Source organism: Azospira sp. APE16, from assembly GCF_047901315.1.
GTDB classification, from domain to species: domain Bacteria; phylum Pseudomonadota; class Gammaproteobacteria; order Burkholderiales; family Rhodocyclaceae; genus Azospira; species Azospira oryzae.
Window position 1 is genome coordinate 1,686,574 of the sequence record NZ_CP179682.1, and the last position, 22,867, is coordinate 1,709,440.

The 22,867-nt window shown below is 64.8% G+C and carries 14 protein-coding genes and 7 tRNA genes; 7 read left to right on the forward strand and 14 right to left on the reverse strand.

Annotated features, from left to right (window positions below):
• Positions 1 to 113 precede the first annotated feature (113 nt).
• Genes ACLSSQ_RS08095 through ACLSSQ_RS08105 form a run of 3 tightly spaced genes read left to right on the forward strand, consistent with a single transcriptional unit; the run spans position 114 to position 4,553 of the window.
• Positions 114 to 1,091, forward strand: a complete 978-nt coding sequence (locus tag ACLSSQ_RS08095) for an ABC transporter permease (protein ID WP_416244260.1) — start codon at positions 114 to 116, stop codon at positions 1,089 to 1,091.
• A gap of 1 nt (position 1,092) precedes the next feature.
• Positions 1,093 to 2,541 (forward strand): ABC transporter permease, encoded by a 1,449-nt coding sequence (locus ACLSSQ_RS08100; protein WP_014237820.1) that lies wholly within the window; start codon positions 1,093 to 1,095, stop codon positions 2,539 to 2,541.
• Positions 2,541 to 4,553 (forward strand): dipeptide ABC transporter ATP-binding protein, encoded by a 2,013-nt coding sequence (locus tag ACLSSQ_RS08105; protein ID WP_014237819.1) that lies wholly within the window; start codon positions 2,541 to 2,543, stop codon positions 4,551 to 4,553. The genes ACLSSQ_RS08100 and ACLSSQ_RS08105 overlap by 1 nt, the downstream gene beginning before the upstream one ends.
• Before the next feature lie 108 nt (positions 4,554 to 4,661).
• Here the strand turns inward: ACLSSQ_RS08105 and ACLSSQ_RS08110 are convergent, their stop codons facing one another.
• The 10 genes from ACLSSQ_RS08110 to gltX form a co-directional block, all read right to left on the reverse strand.
• Positions 4,662 to 5,882 (reverse strand): MFS transporter, encoded by a 1,221-nt coding sequence (locus ACLSSQ_RS08110; RefSeq protein ID WP_014237818.1) that lies wholly within the window; start codon positions 5,880 to 5,882, stop codon positions 4,662 to 4,664.
• Between the two features lie 291 nt (positions 5,883 to 6,173).
• Positions 6,174 to 7,991: a lytic transglycosylase gene (locus ACLSSQ_RS08115; RefSeq protein WP_014237817.1), complete on the reverse strand. Its 1,818-nt coding sequence runs from the start codon at positions 7,989 to 7,991 to the stop codon at positions 6,174 to 6,176.
• A 184-nt stretch (positions 7,992 to 8,175) separates the two neighbouring features.
• On the reverse strand, positions 8,176 to 8,937 hold the full coding sequence (locus tag ACLSSQ_RS08120; protein WP_014237816.1) for an SIR2 family NAD-dependent protein deacylase: 762 nt from the start codon (positions 8,935 to 8,937) through the stop codon (positions 8,176 to 8,178).
• A 77-nt stretch (positions 8,938 to 9,014) separates the two neighbouring features.
• A tRNA-Asp gene (locus ACLSSQ_RS08125) sits at positions 9,015 to 9,091 on the reverse strand.
• Positions 9,092 to 9,146: 55 nt separating this feature from the next.
• A tRNA-Glu gene (locus ACLSSQ_RS08130) sits at positions 9,147 to 9,222 on the reverse strand.
• A gap of 23 nt (positions 9,223 to 9,245) precedes the next feature.
• A tRNA-Ala gene (locus ACLSSQ_RS08135) sits at positions 9,246 to 9,321 on the reverse strand.
• Between the two features lie 232 nt (positions 9,322 to 9,553).
• Positions 9,554 to 9,630, reverse strand: a tRNA-Asp gene (locus ACLSSQ_RS08140).
• Positions 9,631 to 9,719: 89 nt separating this feature from the next.
• Positions 9,720 to 9,795: transfer RNA gene (locus tag ACLSSQ_RS08145), tRNA-Glu, on the reverse strand.
• Between the two features lie 23 nt (positions 9,796 to 9,818).
• Positions 9,819 to 9,894: transfer RNA gene (locus tag ACLSSQ_RS08150), tRNA-Ala, on the reverse strand.
• Positions 9,895 to 9,960: 66 nt separating this feature from the next.
• The gene (gene gltX, locus ACLSSQ_RS08155) at positions 9,961 to 11,352 is read right to left on the reverse strand and encodes a glutamate--tRNA ligase (protein ID WP_014237815.1); all 1,392 of its coding nucleotides are present in this window, start codon (positions 11,350 to 11,352) and stop codon (positions 9,961 to 9,963) included.
• A 157-nt stretch (positions 11,353 to 11,509) separates the two neighbouring features.
• Here gltX and ACLSSQ_RS08160 point away from each other — a divergent pair.
• Positions 11,510 to 11,584 (forward strand) — tRNA-Val (locus ACLSSQ_RS08160).
• Between the two features lie 473 nt (positions 11,585 to 12,057).
• Entirely contained in the window at positions 12,058 to 12,636 is a 579-nt protein-coding gene (locus tag ACLSSQ_RS08165) for a hypothetical protein (RefSeq protein ID WP_287874836.1), read from the forward strand.
• Between the two features lie 247 nt (positions 12,637 to 12,883).
• Here the strand turns inward: ACLSSQ_RS08165 and ACLSSQ_RS08170 are convergent, their stop codons facing one another.
• The gene (locus ACLSSQ_RS08170; protein ID WP_416244261.1) at positions 12,884 to 15,244 is read right to left on the reverse strand and encodes a penicillin-binding protein 1A; all 2,361 of its coding nucleotides are present in this window, start codon (positions 15,242 to 15,244) and stop codon (positions 12,884 to 12,886) included.
• Between the two features lie 347 nt (positions 15,245 to 15,591).
• On the opposite strand from ACLSSQ_RS08170, the gene ACLSSQ_RS08175 reads away from it, so the two are divergent.
• Together ACLSSQ_RS08175 and parC are read left to right on the forward strand one after the other, a co-directional pair.
• The gene (locus ACLSSQ_RS08175) at positions 15,592 to 17,565 is read left to right on the forward strand and encodes a DNA topoisomerase IV subunit B (protein ID WP_014237813.1); all 1,974 of its coding nucleotides are present in this window, start codon (positions 15,592 to 15,594) and stop codon (positions 17,563 to 17,565) included.
• 2 nt (positions 17,566 to 17,567) lie between these two features.
• Complete coding sequence (parC, locus tag ACLSSQ_RS08180; protein ID WP_014237812.1) at positions 17,568 to 20,111, forward strand: DNA topoisomerase IV subunit A; 2,544 nt, start codon at positions 17,568 to 17,570, stop codon at positions 20,109 to 20,111.
• 147 nt (positions 20,112 to 20,258) lie between these two features.
• Here parC and ACLSSQ_RS08185 read toward each other — a convergent pair whose 3' ends face one another.
• From ACLSSQ_RS08185 to ACLSSQ_RS08195, 3 genes are all read right to left on the reverse strand, one after another.
• Positions 20,259 to 20,861: a hypothetical protein gene (locus ACLSSQ_RS08185; RefSeq protein WP_014237811.1), complete on the reverse strand. Its 603-nt coding sequence runs from the start codon at positions 20,859 to 20,861 to the stop codon at positions 20,259 to 20,261.
• 15 nt (positions 20,862 to 20,876) lie between these two features.
• Entirely contained in the window at positions 20,877 to 21,401 is a 525-nt protein-coding gene (locus tag ACLSSQ_RS08190) for a hypothetical protein (protein WP_157870644.1), read from the reverse strand.
• Between the two features lie 331 nt (positions 21,402 to 21,732).
• Entirely contained in the window at positions 21,733 to 22,863 is a 1,131-nt protein-coding gene (locus ACLSSQ_RS08195; protein WP_014237810.1) for a response regulator, read from the reverse strand.
• Positions 22,864 to 22,867: the final 4 nt, after the last annotated feature.

Consider the following 22,867-nt stretch of genomic DNA (forward strand, 5'->3'; position numbering starts at 1 on the left):
CTCTGGCAGGAGCAAAAGAAGGCAAACCGGCCGCCATTCTAGGGCCGGCGCCGGGTCCGGGCAAAGCGCTTTGGTGGTCAGGGGCGGGGCGGCCTTGGTATAGTCGCGGGGTCATGCTTGCCTACCTCCTGCGTCGCCTCCTCTACGCCATCCCCATTCTCATCGGGGTGAACCTGCTCACCTTCGCCCTCTTCTTCGTCGTCAATACGCCGGACGACATGGCGCGCATGCAGCTGGGCGTGAAACGGGTGACCCCGGAAGCCATCGCCAAGTGGAAGGCGGAGCGGGGCTACGATGCGCCCCTCTTCTGGAACGGCGAGGCCGCCGGCCTGGAAAAGGCGACCCGCACCATTTTCTTCACCAAGTCGGTCCGGCTCTTCGTCGGCGACTTCGGCGCGGCGGAGGACGGCCGCGACATCGCCACCGAAATCCGCACCCGCATGGGGCCCTCCCTGGCCATCGCCATCCCCACCTTCATCCTGGGCCTGCTGGTGACCGTTTCCCTGGCCCTGCTGCTGGCCTTTTTCCGCGCCACGGCCCTGGATTTCTGGGGCGTCGTCGCCTGCGTCGCCATGATGTCCATCTCCGGCCTGTTCTACATCATCGGCGGCCAGTGGCTCATCTCCAAGGTGTGGCGGCTGGTGCCCATCTCCGGTTACGTGGAGGGCCTGGACGCCTGGAAATTCCTGCTCCTGCCGGTGGCCATCGGCGTCGTCGCCGGCATCGGCAGCAGCGCCCGCTGGTACCGCACCATCTTCCTTGAGGAAATGGGCAAGGACTACGTGCGCACCGCCCGGGCCAAGGGCCTCTCGGAGAGCGCCGTGATGTTCCGCCACGTGCTGCGCAACGCCATGATCCCCATCCTCACCGGGGTGGTGGTGGTGATTCCGTCATTGTTTCTCGGCGCACTAATTACAGAAGCTTTTTTTGGCATTCCCGGATTAGGTAGTTACACCATTGATGCCATCAAGAGTCAGGACTTTGCCGTAGTGCGTTCGATGGTCTTCATCGGCTCCGTGCTGTACATCGCCGGCCTGATCCTGACCGACATTTCCTACACCCTGGCGGACCCGCGGATTCGCTTCGACTGACATGGCCTTCCTTCCCGTCTTTCTCTGGTCCGACCTGGTCATCTGGCTGCTGGTGGCGGCCCTTGGCCTGCTGGCCTGGGGCGTGGCCCGCACGCCGCCCCTGCGCGCCGCCTGGGGCCGGGTGCTGCACAGCCGTACCGGCATGGCCTCTCTGGCAGTACTGGCGTTGTTCGTGGCAGTGGGTCTGCTGGACTCCGCCCATTACCGGCCCCGCCTGGCCGATGCCCCGCAGAACGGCCAGGGTGGCGGCGTTGCGGCGGCCCCGGCCTACGGGGTTGAAGTCCTTTCGCTCCTGGACGCCCTCCTGACGCCTCTGCGCACCCAGGTGGAAAAGACCTATTCGGCGCCCCTGGCGACCCGGGCCTACGCCAAGGAAATGCAGGAAGTCCGCCAGCCCGACGGCAGCCTGGTGCAGCAGCGGGACTTTCCCCGCCTCAAGTTCGGCGGCGCCCACCTGGGAACGGAGGAATCCGCCTGGGCCGGCGACGTGGCCCGGCGCCTGCTGCAGGGGTACGGCCTGGCGGCCCTGCTGTGGGGGGGGCTGGCGATTTTTCTCGTCGGCCGTCTGGCCCGGCGCCGGCAGTGTTCCTTCCGGCAGTCCTGGCGGGACCTGTGGTGGCGGCCGCCCACCAGTACGGCGCCGGCCTGGGATGCCTTGCTGCTGACCCTGGCCGGCCTCTTCCTGCTGCTCACGCCCCTGCTGGCCCTGGCACCGGAATACCATGTACTGGGTACCGATAAGGTGGGTCAGGATATCCTCTATTTGGTCTTGAAGAGTATCCGTACCTCACTTGTTATCGGTTTGGTCACTACCCTTGTAACTCTTCCTATTGGCGTATTGCTAGGTATCTCTGCTGGCTATTTTCGCGGTTGGGTGGATGACCTGATCCAGTATCTATATTCCACCCTGAACTCCATCCCGAGTGTGCTGCTCATCGCTGCTGCCGTGCTGATGATGCAGGTGGTGATCGACACCCATCCGGAGTGGTTCGCCACCGCCGCCGAGCGGGCCGACCTGCGCCTCTTGGCCCTCTGCTTCATCCTCGGCATGACCAGCTGGACCGGCCTGGCCCGCCTGCTGCGGGGCGAGGCCCTGAAGCTGTCCCAACTCGAGTACATCCAGGCGGCTCAGTCCTTCGGCGTTTCCTCCTGGCGCATCCTGCTGCGTCACATCCTGCCCAACGTCATGCACATCGTGCTGATTGCCTTGGTCATGGACTTTTCCTCTCTAGTGATGACTGAGGCTGTTCTTTCATATTTGGAAATTGGAGTTGATCCGACCATGGTCAGCTTTGGGTCGTTGATCAACAACGCCCGCATGGAACTGGCCCGGGAGCCCATGGTGTGGTGGTCCCTGGCCGCCGCCTTCGTTTTCATGTTCATCCTGGTCCTGGCCGCCAACCTCTTCGCCGACGTGGTGCGGGACGCTTTCGATCCGAGGGCCGCCTGATGTCCGACCTGCTTTCCGTCCGCAACCTCAAGGCCGGCTTCCTCGCCGGCGGCCGGGTGCTCACCGCCGTGGACGGCGTCTCCTTCGCCGTGGCCCCCGGCGAGACCTTCGCCCTGCTCGGCGAATCCGGCTGCGGCAAGTCCGCCACCGCCCTGGCCCTGTTGCGCCTGCTGCCCAACGCCGGGCGCATCCAGGGCGGCGAGGTGTGGCTGGAAGGGGAGGAAATCCTGGCCCTGCCCGAAGCGGCCATGCGCGACCGCCGCGGCAGCGCCGCCGCCATGATCTTCCAGGAGCCGGCCACCAGCCTCAATCCGGTGCTGACCATCGGCCGCCAGATCGGCGAATCCCTGGAACGGCACCGGGGCATGAAGGGCGAGGCGGCCCGCCGGGAAGCCCTGGCCCTGCTCACCGCCGTCGGCATCGCCGACCCGGAGCGGCGGCTGGAGGAATATCCCTTCCAGCTCTCCGGCGGCATGAAGCAGCGGGCCATGATCGCCATCGCCCTGGCCGGGGAGCCGCGCCTGCTCATCGCCGACGAGCCGACCACGGCCCTGGACGTGACCATCCAGGCCCAGATTCTCGACCTGCTGGCCAGGCTGCAGGCGGAACGGGCCATGGGCATGCTGCTCATCACCCACGACCTGGGCGTGGTGGCCCGCAGCGCCCACCGGGTCGGCGTCATGTACGCCGGCGAAATCGTCGAGACGGCCCCCCGCCAGGAGTTTTTCGCCAGCCCGCGCCACCCCTATACGCAAAAGCTCTTCGCTGCCCTGCCGGACCTGGGCCAGCGGGGCGCCCAGCTGGCCACCATTCCCGGCCAGGTGCCGGGCCTGGCCGCCATGCCCGCCGGCTGCCGCTTCGCCCCCCGCTGCCCGGTGGCCATGGACCGCTGCCGGCTGGAAAGCCCGGGCTGGACAGAGCTTGAAGCAGGTCATCAGGTGCGCTGCCATTGGGTGGCCCAGCAGCTGCCGGGTGGCGAGCAGCGCCTGCCGGACCTGCCCGCCGCGCCACCGGCTGCTGCCGCTGCCGCCGACGCCGCCCGGGAAAACCTGCTGGCCGTGGGCGAACTGAAGGTCCATTTCCCCATCCGCAAGGGCCTCTTCAAGCGCACCGTGGGCCACGTCAAGGCGGTGGACGGGGTGTCCCTGGAACTGCAGCGGGGCCGTACCCTGGCCCTGGTGGGCGAATCCGGCTGCGGCAAGACCACCGCCGGCAAGGCCGTGCTGCGCCTGCTGCCGGCCACCGGCTCGGTGCGGCTCGATGGTCGGGAGCTGCTGGGTCTGCCGGAGCGGGAACTGAAGCCCCTGCGCCGGCGCATGCAGATGGTGTTCCAGGACCCCTTTGCCTCCCTCAACCCCCGCCTCACCGTGGGGGAGATCATCGAGGAAGGCATGACCGCCTTGCGGGTGGCCGCCAGCCGGGACGAACGGCGGGCGGCCCTGGCCGCCCTGCTGGAATCGGTGGGCCTGCCGGCGGAGGCTCTGGGCCGCTATCCCCACGAATTTTCCGGCGGCCAGCGCCAGCGCATCGCCATCGCCCGGGCCCTGGCGGTGCAGCCCGAACTGCTGGTGTGCGACGAGCCCACCTCGGCCCTGGACGTTTCCGTGCAGGCCCAGATTCTCAACCTGCTGCGCCGCCTGCAGGAGGAACTGGGGCTGGCCTATCTTTTCATCACCCACAACTTCGCCGTGGTGGAATACCTGGCCCACGACGTGGCGGTGATGTACCTGGGCCGCATCGTCGAGCAGGGGCCGGTGCAGCAGGTGCTGGCGGCTCCCTGCCATCCCTATACCCGGGCCCTGCTCTCGGCCGTGCCCGAGCCCCGCCTGGCGGGGCAGCGGGAAATGGTGCGCCTGCCCGGCGAAACGCCGTCCCCGGCGCGGCCGCCCCAGGGCTGCCATTTCCATCCCCGCTGCGCCCAGGCCAGCGAGCGCTGCCGCCAGGAGTATCCGGCCCCCAGCACCCAGGCCGGCGGCGTGGTGGTGCGCTGCCATCTCTATCCGGCGGACTAGCCGCAAAACAAGCACCCCTGCAAGGCAGAAGGGACGCCATTCTCCACCGTGCCATGGTGGAAAGTGGCGTCCCTTCTGCCTTTGCGGCCTGGGTTTTTTCCGGGTTCCTTAGCCGTCTCCCAGGCGCCGCAGGGAGAGGGCGATGCCCAGCACCACCGCCACGCAGGCCAGCAGGGTGGCCACCACTCCCGGCCAGCCGCCATGGATCCAGGGCCAGCCCGTGGCGCTGCCGATGACGCTGCCGCCCAGGTAATAGCTGGACAGGTACAGGGCGGAGACCAGCCCCCGCCGCGGCCCGGCCCGGCGTCCCACCCAGCCGCTGGCCACCGCATGCACGGCGAAATAGCCGAAGGTGAACACGGCCAGGCCGAGGATGATCAGGGGCAGGGCCGCGGCTAGGGTGAGGCCGATGCCGGCGGCCATGGTCAGGCTCATCAGCAGCACGATGCGGCTGCGTCCGATGCGGTCCGCCAGGTGGCCGGCCAGGGCCGAGGAGGCGCTGCCCACGGCGTAGAGCAGAAAGATGGCGCCGATGGCCGCCGGGCCCAGGCCGTAGGGCGGCAGGCTGAGGCGGAAGCCCAGGTAGTTGTAGATGCCGACGAAGCTGCCCATGATGAGGAAGGCGGTGACGAACAGCCAGGGCAGGCCCGGGTCGGCGTAGATGCGGCCCACGTCCGCCAGCAGCAGGCGGGGCTTCAGGGAGCGGGGCCTGAAGTGTTGGGCCGGCGGCAGCAGGCGCCAGAAGGTGAAGGCCGCCAGCAGCCCCAGCAGGCCCAGGGCTCCCAGGCCGTGGCGCCAGTCCCACCAGCCCGTCACCAGGGCCGAGAGAAAGCGCCCGGACATGCCGCCCAGGGCGTTGGCGGCGATGTAGAGGCCCATGGCCCGGCCTCGGGCGTGGGGGGCGATCTCTTCCCCCAGGTAGGCCATGGCGGCGGCGGGTACCCCGGCAATGCAGGCGCCCAGCAGGGCCCGGCACAGCACCAGCAGGTGGAAGTCCGGCATGAAGGCGGAGGCGCAGGCGAACAAGGCGGCCCCCAGCAGCCCCAGGCGCATCAGCCGTTCCCGGCCATAGCGGTCGGCGATGAGGCTCAGGGGAATGAGCAGCAGGGCCATGGAAAGGGTGCCGGCGGCGACGCTGAAACTGGCGCTGGCCGGGGAGATGCCAAACTCGTGGGTGAGCTGGGGCAGCACCGGCTGGGTGCCGTAAAGCAGGGCGAAGCAGGTGAAGCCGCCGGTGGCCAGGGCCAGGTTGGCGCGACGGAAGGCGGGAGTGCCGGCTTGCAGCCCTCCGTTATCGGCGGCTGCAGCGGTGGAAGACGTGGGGGTCATGGTCAGCGAGTGGAGGCCGGGTTCCGGGGCGGCCAGGCGCGGCCCGGCGCCGGCAGGGACGGCGGCGAAGGCTTGAATTCTACGCCCCGCCGCAATCCCGCCGGAGCGGGGATATCCGTACTTGAAGCACTGGAGATGACGGTGTAGGGCTGCACCTGCAGGTGGCGGCAGCTTAGGCGCGCCACAACGTAGCCGTCGGGGAAAGGTGGCGGAAGGCGGAAAATCCTTGCCGCGCCCCGTCGGCCAAAAGAAAAGGCGCCCGCAGGCGCCTTTATCCGTCGTCCTTCGGCCTCAGTCGTTCTGGGCCAGCTGGATGGTGATGGTCTGGCCCGGTTTCAGGTTGCCCGGAGCCACCTTGTTCCAGCGCTTGATGTCGTCCGCTTCCACCTTGAACTTCTTGGCGATGCCGGCCAGGGTGTCGCCCTTGCGGATGGTGTAGCGGGCCACCTTGGCCTTGGCGGCAGCGGCCTTGGCATTGGCCGGGGCCTTGTCGTTCTTGCTCAGCTTGAGGTTCTTGCCTTCCAGGGTGGCGCTGACGCGGCCGTTGGCCGGGGCGCTGGCCACCGTGGTCTTGGCGGCAGCAGCGGGAGCAGCGACGGCGGGGGCCACGGTGAGCTTGGTGCCGGCGGCCATGTTGCGGCCCAGCTTGTTCCAGCGCTTCAGCTCGTCCACGGAAACGTCGTAGCGGCGGGCGATGGAGAAGAGGGTGTCGCCTTTCTTGACCACGTGGAACTTGGCCGGCTGGGCCCGGGGTTCGTTGCGGGAGTCGGCACGGGAATCAGCGCGGGCGTCGCTGCGGGCGGGTGCGGTTTCGGCTGCCGGCGGGGTGAAGGAGGCGACGGCGAGGTCGCCTTCGATGCCGTCCCGGGCCGGGACCAGCAGGGTGGTGCCGGCGCCTACCTTGGCCTTGGGCGGCAGGCCGTTCACCGTCTTCAGGTGGGCTACGGAGACGCCCAGGCGGGCTGCCACCTTGTCCAGCTTTTCCCCGGCCTTGAGGGTGTAGGAGGTCCAGGAGGAGAGGGGGGCTTCGTTGTTTTCCAGGTTGGCGCGGAAGCGCTCCACCTTTTCCGCCGGCAGCACCAGGGGACGGTCGGCCTTGATCACCGGGCGGTTATGGGCCGGGTTGAGGGCGACGAATTCATCCACCGGCATTTCCGCCAGCTTGGCCGCCACCTTCACGTCCATGTCGGCCGGCTTGGCCACGGCGGCGAAGTAGGGCTGGTTGGGAATCTGGGGCAGGTCCAACTGGGCCAGCAGGCGGGGGTTGGAGAGGATGTTCTTGAGGGCCTGCAGCTTGGGCACGTAGTTGCGGGTTTCCGCCGGCATGGTCAGGTTTTCGTAATCTGTCGGCAGACCCTTGGCCCGGTTCTTGGCGATGGCCCGGCCGACGGCGCCTTCGCCCCAGTTGTAGGAAGCCAGGGCCAGCTGCCAGTCGCCGTGCATCTCGTAGATGGTCTGCAGATAGTCCAGGGCGGCGGAGGTGGAGGCGATGATGTCGCGCCGGTCGTCCACCCACCAGTTCTGTTCCAGCTTGAAGTTCTTGCCGGTGGAGGGAATGAACTGCCACAGGCCGGAAGCGTGGCTGCGGGAATAGGCCATGGGGTTGTAGGCGCTTTCCACCATGGGCAGCAGGGCCAGTTCCATGGGCATGCCGCGCTTCTCGATGGCCTCGACGATGTGGAACATGTAGCGGCGGCTGCGTTCGACCATGCGTCGCACGTAATCGGGCCGGTTCATGTACCACTGCTGGTGGGTCAGCACCAGGTCGTTGTTCAGGTTCGGCATGCCGAAGCCGTTGCGGATGCGTTCCCATAGGTTGTCGGGGGAGGCGGTGAGGTCGATGGTGCGGGGTAACTGGGGGATCGGCGCGATCTCCTCCACCGGCAGGCTGCCATCGTTCTGGACCGGGCTGGCTTCGGGGCGGGCGGACAGTTCGGTGCGGGACGGCACCATGGACTGCAGGCTGGGCGCGAAGGAAAGCGTCAGGGGCTGGTCGTTGGCCTGGGCGGGAGTGGCGGCGAAGAGGGCGCCGCAGGCCAGGGCCGGGAGGGAACGATGGAGTTGCCGGATGAAGCGGAGGGTGCAGCCTAGCGTGTCGTCGAGCGTCATAGATTCTCTTTGTCTGCTGTTCCCCGCCAGGCGGGGGGATTCCCGAGGGCCGGCACGGCAGGCGGGCCGGGCGTCGGGCACGACGTTTCAGGATGACCTAATCGCGGAATTATACCCTATGAAAAGAAGGGGATATCCGCTGCCAAAGGTAAAAAATCCAGGCCGTTGGAATGACGTACGGTCTTTACCGGAGGCGTTGCCACAGGGCCTCCAGGGTGGCGGCAGCCCCCTGGGTGATGTGGTGGTCGGCGAAGGGGCTGACGGGCGTGGTGCCCGGATTGATCTCCACCGTGGTGATGCCCTGCTCGCTGGCCCACAGCACCGGTTCGGCCACATAGGGAAAGAGGCTGGAAGTGCCGATGGAAAAGACCATGTCGGGGCCGGCATCCAGGGTGCGGAGCAGCTGTTCCATTTCCATCTGCGGCAGGGATTCGCCGAAAAGCACCACCCGGGGCCGTACCAGGGCGTTACAGCGGGGGCAGGCCGGCGGCAGTTCCAGATCGGAGAAGCTGTCCACTTCCACCTCGTAACTGCAGCGGGTGCAGTGCAGATGATGCAGGCGACCGTGGATCTCGATGACGTCGGAAGAGCCGGCCTGGCGGTGCAGACCATCGATGTTCTGGGTGAAGACGGTGACCGCGGTGCCGCGCCGTTCCAGATCGGCGATGACCTGGTGGGCCCGGTTGGGGCGGGCGTCGCGGCAGGTGCGCTCGATCTGGGCCAGGTATTTCCAGGTGATCTGGGGATGCTGGTGCAGCATGGGGCCTGACAGCGCCTCTTCGATGGAGAAGCCTTCCGCCGTCAGGTCCTCCTCGTAGAGTCCGCCGACGCCCCGGTAGGTGGGCAGTCCCGAGTCGGCGGAGATGCCGGCGCCGGTGATGAAAAGGACGCGGCGGGCCTCTGCCAGTTCTTCGGCAACGGCATCCAGGGTGGCGGCTGTGTCCATGGCGGATTCCCGGAGATATGAGGAAATGGGGGCTGGAAACGAAAAAACCGGCCCAGGGCCGGTTTTTTCTATTTTGTTGGCGGAGTGGACGGGACTCGAACCCGCGACCCCCGGCGTGACAGGCCGGTATTCTAACCAACTGAACTACCACTCCAAACTGCTTTAACTCTGTACTGCGCTACCGATGCTGCCGGTACCACTTGAATCTGTGGCGTCCCCACGGGGATTCGAACCCCGGTTATCGCCGTGAAAGGGCGGTGTCCTAGGCCTCTAGACGATGGGGACCCTAGGTATCTTTCGCATTTGTATGGTGGAGGTACGCGGGATCGAACCGCGGACCTCTTGCATGCCATGCAAGCGCTCTCCCAGCTGAGCTATACCCCCGCCGCGAAAGAAGACCGAATTATAGGGAGCGTTTTTGGGGTTGTAAAGCCCTTTTGTGATTTTTTTTAAGAAAATCGCCATTCACCTGGATAAGTCCCTGTTTTGTCTCTTGCCGCGTACTCTTTGACGGGCTGTGGGCCTGATGGGGAAAGGCTCGTAGGGCGGTCGGGGGTGACAAGGGGAGGGCTGAAAAGCAAAAAGCCAGCATTTCTGCTGGCTTTTTGCTTTTAGCTGGCGGAGTGGACGGGACTCGAACCCGCGACCCCCGGCGTGACAGGCCGGTATTCTAACCAACTGAACTACCACTCCGAACTTCTGAAGCTTGCAACGGTAAAACTGGTGCCGCTTACAAAACTTAGGGCTTGCTGATTTTGTCGATCAGCAAGCCCTGCTGTAGGTGGCGTCCCCACGGGGATTCGAACCCCGGTTATCGCCGTGAAAGGGCGGTGTCCTAGGCCTCTAGACGATGGGGACCCTAGGTATCTTTCGCATTTGTATGGTGGAGGTACGCGGGATCGAACCGCGGACCTCTTGCATGCCATGCAAGCGCTCTCCCAGCTGAGCTATACCCCCGCCGCGAAAGAAGGCCGAATTATAGGGAGCGTTTTTTAGCTTGTAAACCCTCTTCGCCAACTTTTTTTAAATTTTTGCTGCGGCCAGTCGTGCCAGCACCTTTTCCCGGGGGAACAGGGCCACCACTGCATCCACGGACGGGGTCTGGGCCTGACCGGTGAGCAGCACCCGCAGGGGCATGGCCAGCTTGGGCATCTTCAGGCCGTGTTTGGCCACGGTCTCCTTGATCAGGGCGCCGATGGCCGGCGCTTCCCAATTGACGCCCTGGACGCCGGCAATGAAGTCGGCCAGGGCCGGCTTGGCTTCCTCGCTGAGGTGCTGGGCCAGCAGTTCGGCGTTGGGGTGGATGTCGATGTAGAACACCTCGGCCGCATCCGCCAGCTCATTCAGGGTATGCACCCGTTCCTTGTAGAGGGCGATGATGGATTCCAGGGCCGGCACCGGCGCCGGCGTGATGCCCCGGGCCGCCAGGCGCGGGCGCACCAGGTCGGCCAGGCGGCCGTTGTCGGCCTGCTTGATGTAGTGGGCGTTGAGCCAGTTCAGCTTTTCCGTATTGAACTGGGCGGCCGACGGGGTGATGTGGTCCAGATCGAACCACTGGCAGAACTGTTCCATGGAGAACACTTCGTCGTCGCCATGGGACCAGCCCAGGCGGCCCAGGTAGTTGAGCACCGCTTCCGGCAGATAGCCGTCCTCGTCGTACTGCATGACGGAAACGGCGCCATGGCGCTTGGACAGCTTCTGGCCGTCGTCGCCCAGGATCATGGAAAGGTGGGCGTACTGGGGCACGCTGGCGCCCAGGGCCTGCAGCACATTGATCTGGCGCGGGGTGTTGTTCACGTGGTCATCGCCGCGGATGACCTGGGTGATGCCCATGTCCCAGTCGTCCACCACCACGCAGAAGTTATAGGTGGGGGTGCCGTCGGCCCGGGCGATGATGAAGTCGTCCAGCTCGCTGTTGCTGATCTCGATGCGGCCCTTGACCAGGTCGTCCCAGGTCACCACGCCGTCCACCGGGTTCTTGAAGCGCACCACCGGCTGGATGCCGGAAGGCGGGGTGGGCAGGGTCTTGCCCGGCTCCGGGCGCCAGCGGCCGTCGTAGCGGGGCTTTTCGCCCTTGGCCCGCTGGGCTTCGCGGATCTGTTCCAGTTCTTCGGGGGAGGTGTAGCAGTGGTAGGCGGTGCCGGCTTCCAGCATCTGCTGGATCACTTCCTTGTACCGGTAGATGCGCTGCATCTGGTAGAAGGGGCCTTCGTCGTGCTCCAGGCCGAGCCAGTTCATGCCGTCGATGATGGCCTGCACGGCTTCCGGGGTGGAACGGGCCACGTCCGTATCCTCGATGCGCAGCACGAACTTGCCCCCGTGGCGGCGGGCGTAGGCCCAGGAGAAGAGGGCGGTGCGGGCGCCGCCGATGTGCAGATAACCGGTGGGGCTGGGGGCGAAACGGGTACGGATCATGGTGGGTGTCTGGCGTTGAACAAAAGAAGGCTATTGTAATGGATGCCATGGACGCCGGTCCCGGCAGCGGGCGCTCCGGGGGAGAAAAGATGTTTTTTTCAAAAACGTTTGACCACCCGAAATTGTTGTGGTCTAATGCGCACCTCTTCGACGCACCGGGTGGTTAGCTCAGCGGTAGAGCACTGCCTTCACACGGCAGGGGTCACAGGTTCAATCCCTGTACCACCCACCAGAAATCTCTGGAAAACGACGGTGTGACGAAGAACAAAAAGCTGCCTTTTGGCGGCTTTTTTGCTTTTTGCCTTCTGCTCTGGCAAAAAGCCCCATCTCCGCTAGTCCTGTCGATGTCCTTTGCGACCTCAGACTCGTCCCCCGGTTTTCCCCTTTCGTCATCATCCCCCTGCCTGCTCCGTGCCGGCTGTCGGTGTTTCCTACTACTGTTTCGTCCGGGTTGCCGAAACCTTCGTTGCCGAGAAGAGCCTTGCCATCGGTACCAAGAGCTTTGCATTGGCCAAGTTTTTCGCGGAGCTTTCTGCTGGGTATGCCCGCTACTTCTCTGTGGGGAGCAGCCATAACGCAGGCCAAGGGGGCCGCTCCCTCGCTCCAACCAAGCCGCAACCAGTTCCGTGATCCTGGCGGGTAGGCGAGTTTGTCGAGAGGTGTCCTTAGAGCAAGGTCATGGAGCTAACGAAGGATGCTACCTCTATGGCCACGTTTCTCGAGGTCGTGGGCGACAAGCCCATTTCCTTGCTCCGGCAGCAGGAGACCTACGTTGTTTTTCATGTTGTCCGGAGGCTTGCCCGTGGCAAAAAGGTTTTCGTAGAATCTGCCCCCTCGTTGAACCTGGAGAGGAAAAAGCCTATGAAAAAAAACCTCGCTATCGTTGTCGCTGCAGTCGCCCTGTCTGGTTGCGCAACCTTTGGTCAGCTTGAGGATGGTCTCAATGCCTTGGTAGGACGACATGAGAAGGAAGCATTCAGTGCTCTCGGCTATCCGAACAGTAAGCAGGAGTTTTCCGGGGACACGGTCTATTACTGGGGAGAAAGCCGGAATTCAGCAGTTTTTATGCCCCAAACGGCGACTACGACTGGATATGTAGGACGCACGCCGGTTTTTGGAACCACAACCTCATCTCAATTGGTACCTGTTAGCTATAACTGCACCATCAAATTGGTTGTGGGGGAGGACAAGGTCATCAAGGATTGGGAGTTCAGCGGCAATCTGGCTGGATGCGAACCGTATATCAAAAGGGTCAAGAGCTACACCAAGGGTGGGCAATTGTGACCATCTAGTCCGGTCCTTCGCTGGGGGAGTCTGGCGCAGTTCGTCGATTCATGCGCCGGTGGAAATCCCACCGGCGAGAGCCTGTGATGTGGCCCATCTGCAGCCACCGGGTGCTGTCTTCGATACGCGCTTCAGACTCGTCTTCTCTGCTGCAGGGGAATCGTAGCCATCCCGCCCCAGGGACAGCCTCGGAAAAGACTTCAGCCGGTGGTTTTTGCAGCCCAGGAATTGATTTGGATGGACAGATCTACTGGCCTTCCACCGGAGTGCTGGGTGTCGGGGCACTGGGCGGCGGCGGGGCCAGGGGATTGAAGCCCGGTTCGCCGTAGCGGTTGGCCTCTTCCGGCGGGGGGGCCGGGGGCGGTTCGACGGGCAGGGGCTCGGGTTGCGGCGGCGGGCTGGTCGGGGCGGGGGCGCGGCGGGAGCTGTGGGGCGGGGGCGCTTCCGGCGCGGGGGCCAGCAGTTGGGTTAACCAGTCCCGGCCCCAGGCAAGGACGCGGGTGAACAGGTTGCTGTCCTCGGGTTCGGCGAAGCGGGCCTTGGCGTCGATCTGGCGCGAGCGTAGGGCCTGCTGGAAGAAATCGCCCACCATGGGCAGGGCGCTGTGGGCGCCCTGGCCCCAGTAGTCGCTGCGCAGGGTGATGCGGGCATCGTTGAATCCGACCCAGGCGCCAGCCACCAGCTGGGGGTGCATGAGGATGAACCAGCCATCCGTGTTGTCCTGGGTGGTGCCGGTCTTGCCGGCCACGTCGGCGCGGATGCCGAAGCGGCTGCGGATGGCGCTGCCGGTACCCCGGTCGATGACGCCGCGCATGGTGTCCACCAGGGTGTAGGCCACCTTGGGTGGCAGGGCCGGTTCCGGGTCCGCCGGGGCGAATTCGGCCAGGATCTTGCCCTTGCCGTTTTCGATGCGGCTCACCAGCACCGGCTCCAGGTAGCCGCCGCCGTTGGCGATGGTGCCGTAGGCGGCGACCATTTCCCGGAGGCTCACCGGGCTGGTGCCCAGGGCCAGGGAGGGCACCGTTTCCAGCCGGCTCTGGCGGATGCCCATGGCCTGGGCCAGGCGGGCGACCCGTACCGCGCCCACTTCCTGCATCAGCTGGGCGGTGACGGTGTTTTTCGACAGGGCTAGGGCGGAGGCCAGAGTAATAGGCTGGTTGCTGGGCGGCTCGTGGTCGGCGGGGCGCCAGATTTCGCCGCCGGCCAGGGGGATTTCCACGGCCTGGTCCATGCGGCTGTCGCCGGGCTGGGCGCCCCGCAGGAAGGCGGCGCCATAGACAAAGGGCTTGAAGGTGGAGCCGGGCTGGCGCTTGGCCTGCTGCACGTGGTCGAAGGCGTCCTGGCTGAAATCCCGGCTGCCGACCCAGGCCCGGACCTGGCCGTTGCGCGGGTCCAGGGCGAGGAAACCGGCCTGGATGCGGGTCTTCTGCTGGCGCAGGGCGGCCATGAAGGGCTTGTCGGCGAGGAGTTTCTTCAGTGCCTCCTCCTGGCTCAGGCCGGCGGTGATGGCGCTGCGGTATTCCGGCGTTTCACCCACCAGGGTGCGCACCAGGGGATTGGCGGCGTTCCAGCCGCCGCGTCGGTTCCAGGCCGCATCGGCCTGGTTCTGCAGCACGTAGCCCTGGCGCGCCACGGCCTGGTTGGCCCAGGCCTGCAGGCGGGAATCCAGGGTGGTGTACACCACCAGGCCGTCGGCGTAGGCGTTGTAGCCATGGTCGTCGGCCCAGGCGATGAGCCATTTGCGCAGCTGCTGTGCGAAGTGGGGGGCCGGGCCTTCCGGCTCGCTCTGGCGCTCGAAGTCCAGGCGCAGGGGCTTTTTCTTCAGGCCGTCGAACTGGGCCGGGGAGAGTCGCTCCCGCTTCACCATCTGGGCCAGCACCGTGTTGCGCCGCTGCACCGCCCGTTCCGGGTTGAGCACCGGGTTGTAATAGCTGTTGCCCTTGAGCATGCCCACCAGGGTGGCGCTCTGCAGCACGTCCAGGTTGCCGGCGGAGGTGTCGAAATAGGTGCGGGCCGCCATTTCGATGCCGTAGGCGTTGTAGAGGAAGGGCACTGTATTCAGGTAGGTCTCGAGGATTTCCTCCTTGGTATACAGGGCCTCGATCTTGAGGGCGGTGATGGCCTCTTTCAGCTTGCGCGTCAGGGTGGGGGCCCGGCCGATCTCGTCCGGGTAGAGATTGCGGGCCAGCTGCTGGGTCAGGGTGGAGCCGCCCTGGCGGTCGCCGGAAAAGGTGTTGAGGGCGGCGCCGGCGGTGCGGCGCCAGTCGATGCCGTGGTGCTGGTAGAAGCGGTGGTCCTCGGTGGCGATGAGGGCCTCCACCACCCGGGGCGACACCTGGGCCAGCTTCACCCATTCCCGGTTGGCCCGCTTGAACACGGCCAGTTCCTTGCCGTCGGCGCTGAGGATGCGGGCCGGCTGCTCCTGCTTAGCCTTGCGCAGGTCGCTGATGCCCGGGGTGAAGGGGATCAGCAGCAGGGTATAGGCCAGCAGCAGGGCCGGCGGCAGGGCCAGGAGCAGCAGCACGCCGCGCCAGCCGAGGCGGCGCAGGCGTTGCCAGTAGTCGAGGAGAAGGGTCTGGAGGCGAACGGGGAAGGTGTGGGGATTCAAGGGCTGGATCGCTTTCCGCTGTCTGGCCGCTGCCCTTGCCGCAGGTGGGGCGGGGCCGGACTTCTTGGCTGGCGCTGGAACGGCTGCCTGGCGCCAATTTTATCGCTGCACCGCAATAGTCGGGGAATTATCGGACGCAAACCCCCGTTTTCAGCAATGGCCCTTGTTTTTCAACGATTAAATATGATCCGGCAAGGCCGGGGCGCCGCGCCGGGGCCGGTGGACGGCCCGCCTGTCATACAAGCAGGATGGGCGTTGCCGGCCCGAATTTGGTAATCTGACGCCCGTTTTGTTTAGCCTGTCGCGGCGTTTTTGCCGCTTTGCCCGAAACGGGGAAAAAAAGCACCATGAGCAATCCTTCCGATTACAACGCTTCGTCGATCACGGTCCTCAAGGGCCTGGAACCGGTGAAGCAGCGCCCGGGCATGTACACCCGGACCGAAAATCCCCTGCACATCATCCAGGAAGTCATCGACAACGCGGCGGACGAAGCCATTGCCGGTTTCGCCAAGAGCATCCTGGTCACCGTCCATGTGGATGGCTCCATTTCCGTGGCCGACAACGGCCGCGGCATTCCGGTGGAATTGCACCCGGTGGAAAATGCGCCGACGGTGGAAGTGGTGTTCACCCGCCTGCACGCGGGCGGCAAGTTCAACAAGGGCGCCGGCGGCGCCTACAGCTTCTCCGGCGGCCTGCACGGGGTCGGCGTTTCCGTCACCAACGCCCTGTCCACCCGCCTCGAGGTGGAAGTGGCCCGGGAAGGTGGCATGCACCGCCTGGTCTTCGCTGCCGGCGACGTGGTGGAGCCCCTGGCCCGCATCGGCGATGCGCCGAAGAAGGCCAGCGGCACCCGGGTGCGCGCCTGGCCCGACGCCAAGTATTTCGATTCCCCCACCATCCCCATGGGCGAGCTGGAGCACATCCTGCGCTCCAAGGCCGTGCTGCTGCCCGGCGTTGCCGTCACCCTGCACATCGAGCGCAGCGGCGAGACCAAGGAATGGGCCTACAAGGACGGCATGCGCGGCTACCTGGCCGAACTGCTGGACGGCACCGACCTGGTGATCCCCATGATCGTCGGCGAGAAATACGCCGGCAAGCCGACCAACGGCGACGGTTTCGCCGAGGGCGAGGGCGCCGCCTGGGCCATCGCCTGGACGGAAGAGGGCGCCCTGGCCCGGGAATCCTATGTGAACCTGATTCCCACCCCCGGCGGCGGCACCCACGAATCGGGCCTGCGGGACGGCATCTTCCAGGCCGTGAAGAGCTTCGTGGACATGCACAGCCTGCTGCCCAAGGGCGTCAAGCTGCTGCCGGAAGACGTTTTCGGCCGCGCCAGCTTCCTCCTTTCCGCCCGCATCCTGGACCCCAGCTTCCAGGGCCAGACCAAGGACCGCCTCAATTCCCGGGACGCGGTGAAGCTGGTCAGCGCCATGTTCCGCGACACCTTCGAGCTGTGGCTCAACGAGCACGTGGAATACGGCAAGAAGCTGGCCGAGCTTTCCATCAAGCAGGCCCAGAGCCGCCAGCGTTCCGCCCAGAAGGTGGAAAAGAAGAAGGGCAGCGGCGTCGCCGTGCTGCCGGGCAAGCTCACCGACTGCGAATCCGACGACATCGAGCGCAACGAGCTGTTCCTGGTGGAAGGCGATTCCGCCGGCGGTTCCGCCAAGCAGGGCCGGGACAAGGAATTCCAGGCCCTCCTGCCCCTGCGCGGCAAGGTGCAGAACAGCTGGGAAGTGGAGCCGGACCGGCTCTACGCCAACGTGGAAATCCACAACATCGCCGTGGCCATCGGTGTGGACCACCACACCCTGGAAAGCGACACCAGCATCGACGGCCTGCGCTACGGCAAGGTCATCATCATGTCCGACGCGGACGTGGACGGCAGCCACATCCAGTGTCTGCTCCTGACCCTGTTCTTCCGCCATTTCCCCAAGCTCATCGCCAACGGCAACATCTACGTCGCCAAGCCGCCCCTGTTCCGGGTGGACGTGCCGGGCCAGGGCAAGAACCGGCCGCCGCGCAAGATCTACGCCCTGGACGAGAACGAGCTGGAAGCGGTGAAGGACAAGCTGGTCAAGGAAGGCATCAAGCTCGAAGCCCTCTCCATCTCCCGCTTCAAGGGCCTGGGCGAAATGTCCAGCGAACAGCTGTGGGACACCACCCTCAACCCGGACACCCGCCGTCTGGTGCGGGTGGAATTCGGCGACTACCCCATGGAAGAGACCATCGCCAAGATGAACATGCTCATGGGCAAGGGCGAAGCCAGCTCCCGCCGCGAATGGCTGGAAGTGCACGGTAACGAAGTCGAGGCGGATATCTGACCATGACCCACAAGAACGAGCATAACAACGACAGCCTGAGCGGCGATCTCTTCGCCGCCGACGACAACAAGGCGACTGCCGCCGAAGTGGCCCAGGCCGAGGCCGTGGCCGAACACCTGATCGAACAGGCCGCGCAAATGGACGGTGCCCTGGAAGCCGCATCCAGCGGCGATGCTGGCGATGCCGATGCGGACATGCCCGTGGCTGCTGCCTCCGGGGGCAGCGGTGGCGGCAACAACCTGGCCCCCCTGCCGCCCCTGCCGACGGACGCCGATTCGGCCCCCCTGGCCCTCTTTGCCGAGCGGGCCTATCTGGAATACGCCGTCAGCGTGGTCAAGGGCCGGGCCCTGCCCGATGTCTGCGACGGCCAGAAGCCGGTGCAGCGCCGCATCCTCTACGCCATGAACGAGCTGGGCCTGACCAGCGGCGCCAAGCCGGTGAAGTCCGCCCGGGTGGTGGGCGACGTCATCGGTAAATACCACCCCCACGGCGATTCCTCCGTCTATGAAGCCATCGTCCGCGTCGCCCAGGATTTCTCCCTGCGCTACCCCCTGGTGGACGGCATCGGCAACTTCGGTTCCCGGGACGGCGACACCGCCGCCGCCATGCGTTACACGGAATGCCGCCTCACCCCCATCGCCCAGCTGCTGCTCGGCGAGCTGGACATGGGCACCGTGGATTTCCAGCCCAACTACGACGGCGCCTTCCAGGAACCGGCCCTGTTGCCGGCCCGCCTGCCCATGCTGCTGCTCAACGGCGCCTCCGGTATTGCCGTCGGCATGGCCACGGAAATGCCCAGCCACAACCTGCGGGAAGTCTCCGAAGCGGCCATCGCCCTGATCAGGAAGCCCGAACTGTCCGTGGCCGACCTCATGGAATACATCCCGGCGCCGGACTTCCCCGGCGGCGGCCAGATCATTTCCACCCCCGCCGACATCCGCAACGCCTACGAGACCGGCCGCGGCTCCCTCAAGGTGCGCGCCCGCTGGAAGGTGGAAGAACTGGCCCGGGGCCAGTGGCAGCTGGTGGTCTATGAACTGCCGCCCTCCGCCTCCAACCAGAAGATCCTGGAAGAGATCGAGGACCTGACCAATCCCAAGGTCAAGACCGGCAAGAAGACCCTGACCCAGGAACAGACCCAGACCAAGCAGCTGATCCTCTCGGTGCTGGAAAAGGCCCGGGACGAATCCGACAAGCAGCACCCGGTGCGCCTGGTGTTCGAACCCCGTTCCAGCCGCCAGGATGCGAACGAGTTCATGAACATCCTGTTGGCCCACACCTCCATGGAATCCTCGGCCCCCATCAACATGGTGGCCATCGGCCTGGACGGCCGGCCGCGGCAGAAGACCCTGAAGGACCTGCTGGCCGAGTGGATCGCCTTCCGCTTCGACACCGTGCGCCGCCGCACCGAGCACCGCCTGGGCAAGGTGAACGACCGCATCCACATCCTGGAAGGCCGGCACATCGTCTTCCTCAACATCGACGAAGTGATCCACCTCATCCGCGAGTCGGACGAGCCCAAGGCGGCGCTGATCGCCCGCTTCAACCTCTCCGACCGCCAGGCCGAAGACATCCTGGAAATCCGCCTGCGCCAGCTGGCCCGCCTCGAAGGCATCAAGATCGAGCAGGAACTGGCCGAGCTGCGGGAAGAGAAGGCCGGCCTGGAAAACCTCCTGGCCGACGACAAGGCCATGAAGAGCCTGATCATCAGCGAGATCAAGGCCGACACCAAGAAATACGGCGACGAGCGCCGCACCGTGGTGGAAGCCGCCGAGCGGGCCGCCGTGGCCCAGGTGGTGGTCAATGAACCTGTCACCGTGCTGCTCTCCGAAAAGGGCTGGATGCGCACCCGCCAGGGCCACGGCCTCGACCTTTCCACCGTCGGCTTCAAGGAAGGGGACCGCCTCTTCGCCGCCCAGGAATGCCGCACCGTGGACAACGTGGTGGTGCTGCTCACCGATGGCCGGGCCTGCACCGTGCCCGTCTCCAGCCTGCCCGGCGGGCGCGGCGACGGCGTGCCGGTGGCCACCCTCATCACCATCCCCAGCGGCGCCAAGGTGGCCCAGATGGTCTGCGGCAACGCCGAACAGCGGGTGCTGCTGGCCGTTTCCAGCGGCTACGGCTTCACCTGCCGCATCGGCGACATGCTCGGCCGCAACAAGGCCGGCAAGCAGTTCATCAGCGTCGAGCCGGGCGACACCATTCTCTCGCCATGGACCTTCGACAGCCACGAAACCCTGCTCGCCATCAGCAGCGGCGGCCGCCTGCTGGTGTTCCCCATCGCCGACGTGAACGAACTGCCCCGGGGCGGCCGTGGCGTCATCCTGATGAAACTCAACGAAGGCGACACCCTGGCCGCCGTGGCCGTGGCCGCCTCCGACGAGACCCTGCAGATCCGCTGCATCTCCAAGACCGGCAAGGAAACCCAGATGTCCGTGACGCCCAAGGACGTGCAAATCTTCCTCAGCGCCCGGGCCCGCAAGGGCGAAGCCTTCATCGGTAGAACCCAGCCGGTGGGCTTTGTACGGGAGACGCCGCTGAAGTAGGGCGGTTGATGGGAAAAGAAAAGGGGCGCTTAGGCGCCCCTTTTTTTTGACTGCTTTCGACTCAAAGCTGAAATCGGTTGCTTGGGAAAGCGGAAGTTCAACGTTGGAATTCAGCGGCCGCCGGAGGCGGTCCACTGGAATGACGGGTTAGGTGCGTTCATTGCTTTGCATCCTTTCAATAAACGCCCCAAAAATTTTGTCACCAGCGGTGGATTCGAGCGATCTGAACTGTTTACCTGCAGCAATGGACAAGCGGGTAGCAAGCCCTTCGTCCTTGGAAGCGAGCTTCGCAATTGTTGCGACGGCCCCCTTAACAGCAACTAGAAGTTCATCGGGCCTAAGCGAGACAAATTGGCCTGGATTGGTAAGTTCGAGTGCTGCTTGAGCTAGCGTTGGATCGTCAGTACCGAATGAGTAGAAGACTGACCTTGCTTTACCTGATTTACTCAAATCCGACTCCCACCCAAGGGTGTGGAGAACAGAGCATCTTGCGGCGTAGAGTTCTAGCGCCGCACATTGAATGCTACTGCCTGGAAGAATGTGACTGTCGCAGAGCGCAGTGAACCGCTCGCGAACCCCTTGGGTCTTATCGCCATAAAGCGCCCAAGCCAACGTATCCATCGCCGTGTAGAGCAATACAAGCATAGGAATATCAAGAGCGCGCTCCCGGCACAACTCGGCAGCCTCAAACATCTTCGCGAATGTGCTCTTTTCTAGGGGAGACATTAAAGCACCCAACGTGGAGGTCATGGACGCTGCGCGACTTTATCGCGCAGTGTCCCCCGCCGCAGGGTTAGCTTTCTCGTTCGTCGCCACTCCCTGAGGCGCCGCCACCTCCGCAACCTTGGTAGGGTCACTTGGGGCCGGAACACTGTTAGCGGCCAAACCTACAAGCTGAAAAGTGACCGCCACGTAGATGCATGACAAGCCAAGGTAAGTCCAGCCCTTCAAGGAGCCAAACATGAAACCAAGGGTTCTTTTGAACTTGCTGCTGTTCCTTTTATCGGCGGCGTTCTGTTGTCGCAGTTGATCGAGAGTTTGACCGAGCCCTGCGTCAATCGGCATGAGGATGTGATTCACACCAAACGCCATGTTCAAGGTGAATAGACCGATGAAAGTTGCGAACATGAGGAGCACTAAGCACCAATTGCCGGATGGCCCGAGCGCAATGGTGAATTTCAACAATGCGCCACAGGCAAGATACCAAGTCAGATTCTTGAATATGGCGTCAGTGACGTCTTTCTGAGTAATGACGTCACCAAAAGTCATCTTCGGAGTTTCCTGGGACATACGCACCTCTGTGTTGAGAAACCTAAGAGTTATTAAACGGACCCTCTGGGTCCGTATATGAATTGATATACAGGCAGCAACTATGCTTAAGGAATTGCTTGTGGGGCAAGGAAGTGGCCTCCGATGGGTCCGTATAACAACTCCAATAATGCGGACACCAAGAAGGTTGCTCGGATGTCCGCTTACGGGACAAATTCATCAATGACCACTCATGGTCGGAAGTGGACATGGCTAGGTAGAGATTCGGCTCAAGAAAGTCGGTCCAATTATGAATTGCCAATTTTTGCGAGCAGCCGTCGTTTCCGTTCGGCCGACAAACATTCATTCCCCCTCACTGCCTCACCGCCTTCCCCTGAATAGCCCGGTTCAACGCCCGCACCACTTCCCTCAACCTGATTTCCAGCGTCTCCTGGCCGGCCTGGGAGGCGCTTTGGTCTTCCATGGCGGCGCGGGCCATGCGGATCAGGGAGTGTTCCTGTTCGCTGCTGAGGCCCAGGCGGACGAAGGCGTCTTCCATTTCGTGCAGGTGGGCGATCAGGGCGGCCTGGGCTTGCAGGCGCTGTTCCTGCTGCCGTTTTTCGATCTCTTCCAGGGTGACGCTGAGCTGGGTGACGGCCTGGACGATGGCTTCGGCCTGGGCCAGGCGCAGGTTTTCCGTGCCCAGGGCCTGCAGCCGGGCTTCGGCGGCTTCGGCGACGATGGCCAGGTGGTCCCGCAGGCGGCCGACCCGGTCCGGGTCGTCCTGGGGCAGTTGGGGAATGAGCAGGGTCACCAGGGGGTAGTTGATGACCATGCGTTCTGCGGACTGGACGATGCGCGGCAGGTTGCGGGCGTATTCGAGAATGGCGCTTTCCAGGGGGGCTACCGAGCCCTGGCTGCTGAAGTGCAGGGGGGCGTGGTCGGGGCTGCGGATTTCCACGGCGCCCTGGAGGCCGTAGCCGCCCAGGGTGTTGAAAATTTCCTGGGCCAGTTCCCGGGGGCTGAGGGCAAGGAAGGACTTGCGCATGAATTCGAGCACGGCGCCCATCTCGCCCATGGAGGACATGGCGGAGAAGGCCACGGTCTGGGCCATGTCGGCCCGGGAGGCGAGGGAGTCGCGCAGTTCCAGCTGGCCGATGGCCTGGCGGATCTTGCGCGTCAGCTCGTCGGGCATGAAGGGCTTGACCAGGAAGTCGTTGCCGCCCGCGTCGTAGGCCGCCAGCCGGGTCTCCATGTCGTCGTGGCTGGAGATGAACAGCACGTGGGGCCGTTCGTGGCCGTCCTGGCGCAGGGCGCGGCAGGTGGCGATGCCGTCGAGGCCGTCCATTTCCACGTCGAGGATGATGATGTCGGGCTGCTCCTCCACCCGGCCCAGGCAGGCCTGGCCGTCCTCCAGCTCGATCATGGTGAAGCCCTGTTCTTCCAGGCTGTTGGTGGTGACCAGCCGGGCCAGGGGGTCGTCGTCGACGATGAAAATCTTCATGGTT

What these genes read in the sequence shown, in the direction of transcription:
- ACLSSQ_RS08095 (WP_416244260.1), top strand. Translation starts at nt 114, where the DNA reads ATGCTTGCCTACCTCCTGCGTCGCCTCCTCTACGCCATCCCCATTCTC.
- ACLSSQ_RS08100 (WP_014237820.1), top strand. Translation starts at nt 1,093, where the DNA reads ATGGCCTTCCTTCCCGTCTTTCTCTGGTCCGACCTGGTCATCTGGCTG.
- ACLSSQ_RS08105 (WP_014237819.1), top strand. Translation starts at nt 2,541, where the DNA reads ATGTCCGACCTGCTTTCCGTCCGCAACCTCAAGGCCGGCTTCCTCGCC.
- ACLSSQ_RS08110 (WP_014237818.1), bottom strand. Translation starts at nt 5,882, where the DNA reads ATGACCCCCACGTCTTCCACCGCTGCAGCCGCCGATAACGGAGGGCTG.
- ACLSSQ_RS08115 (WP_014237817.1), bottom strand. Translation starts at nt 7,991, where the DNA reads ATGACGCTCGACGACACGCTAGGCTGCACCCTCCGCTTCATCCGGCAA.
- ACLSSQ_RS08120 (WP_014237816.1), bottom strand. Translation starts at nt 8,937, where the DNA reads ATGGACACAGCCGCCACCCTGGATGCCGTTGCCGAAGAACTGGCAGAG.
- gltX (WP_014237815.1), bottom strand. Translation starts at nt 11,352, where the DNA reads ATGATCCGTACCCGTTTCGCCCCCAGCCCCACCGGTTATCTGCACATC.
- ACLSSQ_RS08165 (WP_287874836.1), top strand. Translation starts at nt 12,058, where the DNA reads ATGGCCACGTTTCTCGAGGTCGTGGGCGACAAGCCCATTTCCTTGCTC.
- ACLSSQ_RS08175 (WP_014237813.1), top strand. Translation starts at nt 15,592, where the DNA reads ATGAGCAATCCTTCCGATTACAACGCTTCGTCGATCACGGTCCTCAAG.
- parC (WP_014237812.1), top strand. Translation starts at nt 17,568, where the DNA reads ATGACCCACAAGAACGAGCATAACAACGACAGCCTGAGCGGCGATCTC.
- ACLSSQ_RS08185 (WP_014237811.1), bottom strand. Translation starts at nt 20,861, where the DNA reads ATGACCTCCACGTTGGGTGCTTTAATGTCTCCCCTAGAAAAGAGCACA.
- ACLSSQ_RS08190 (WP_157870644.1), bottom strand. Translation starts at nt 21,401, where the DNA reads ATGTCCCAGGAAACTCCGAAGATGACTTTTGGTGACGTCATTACTCAG.
- ACLSSQ_RS08195 (WP_014237810.1), bottom strand. Translation starts at nt 22,863, where the DNA reads ATGAAGATTTTCATCGTCGACGACGACCCCCTGGCCCGGCTGGTCACC.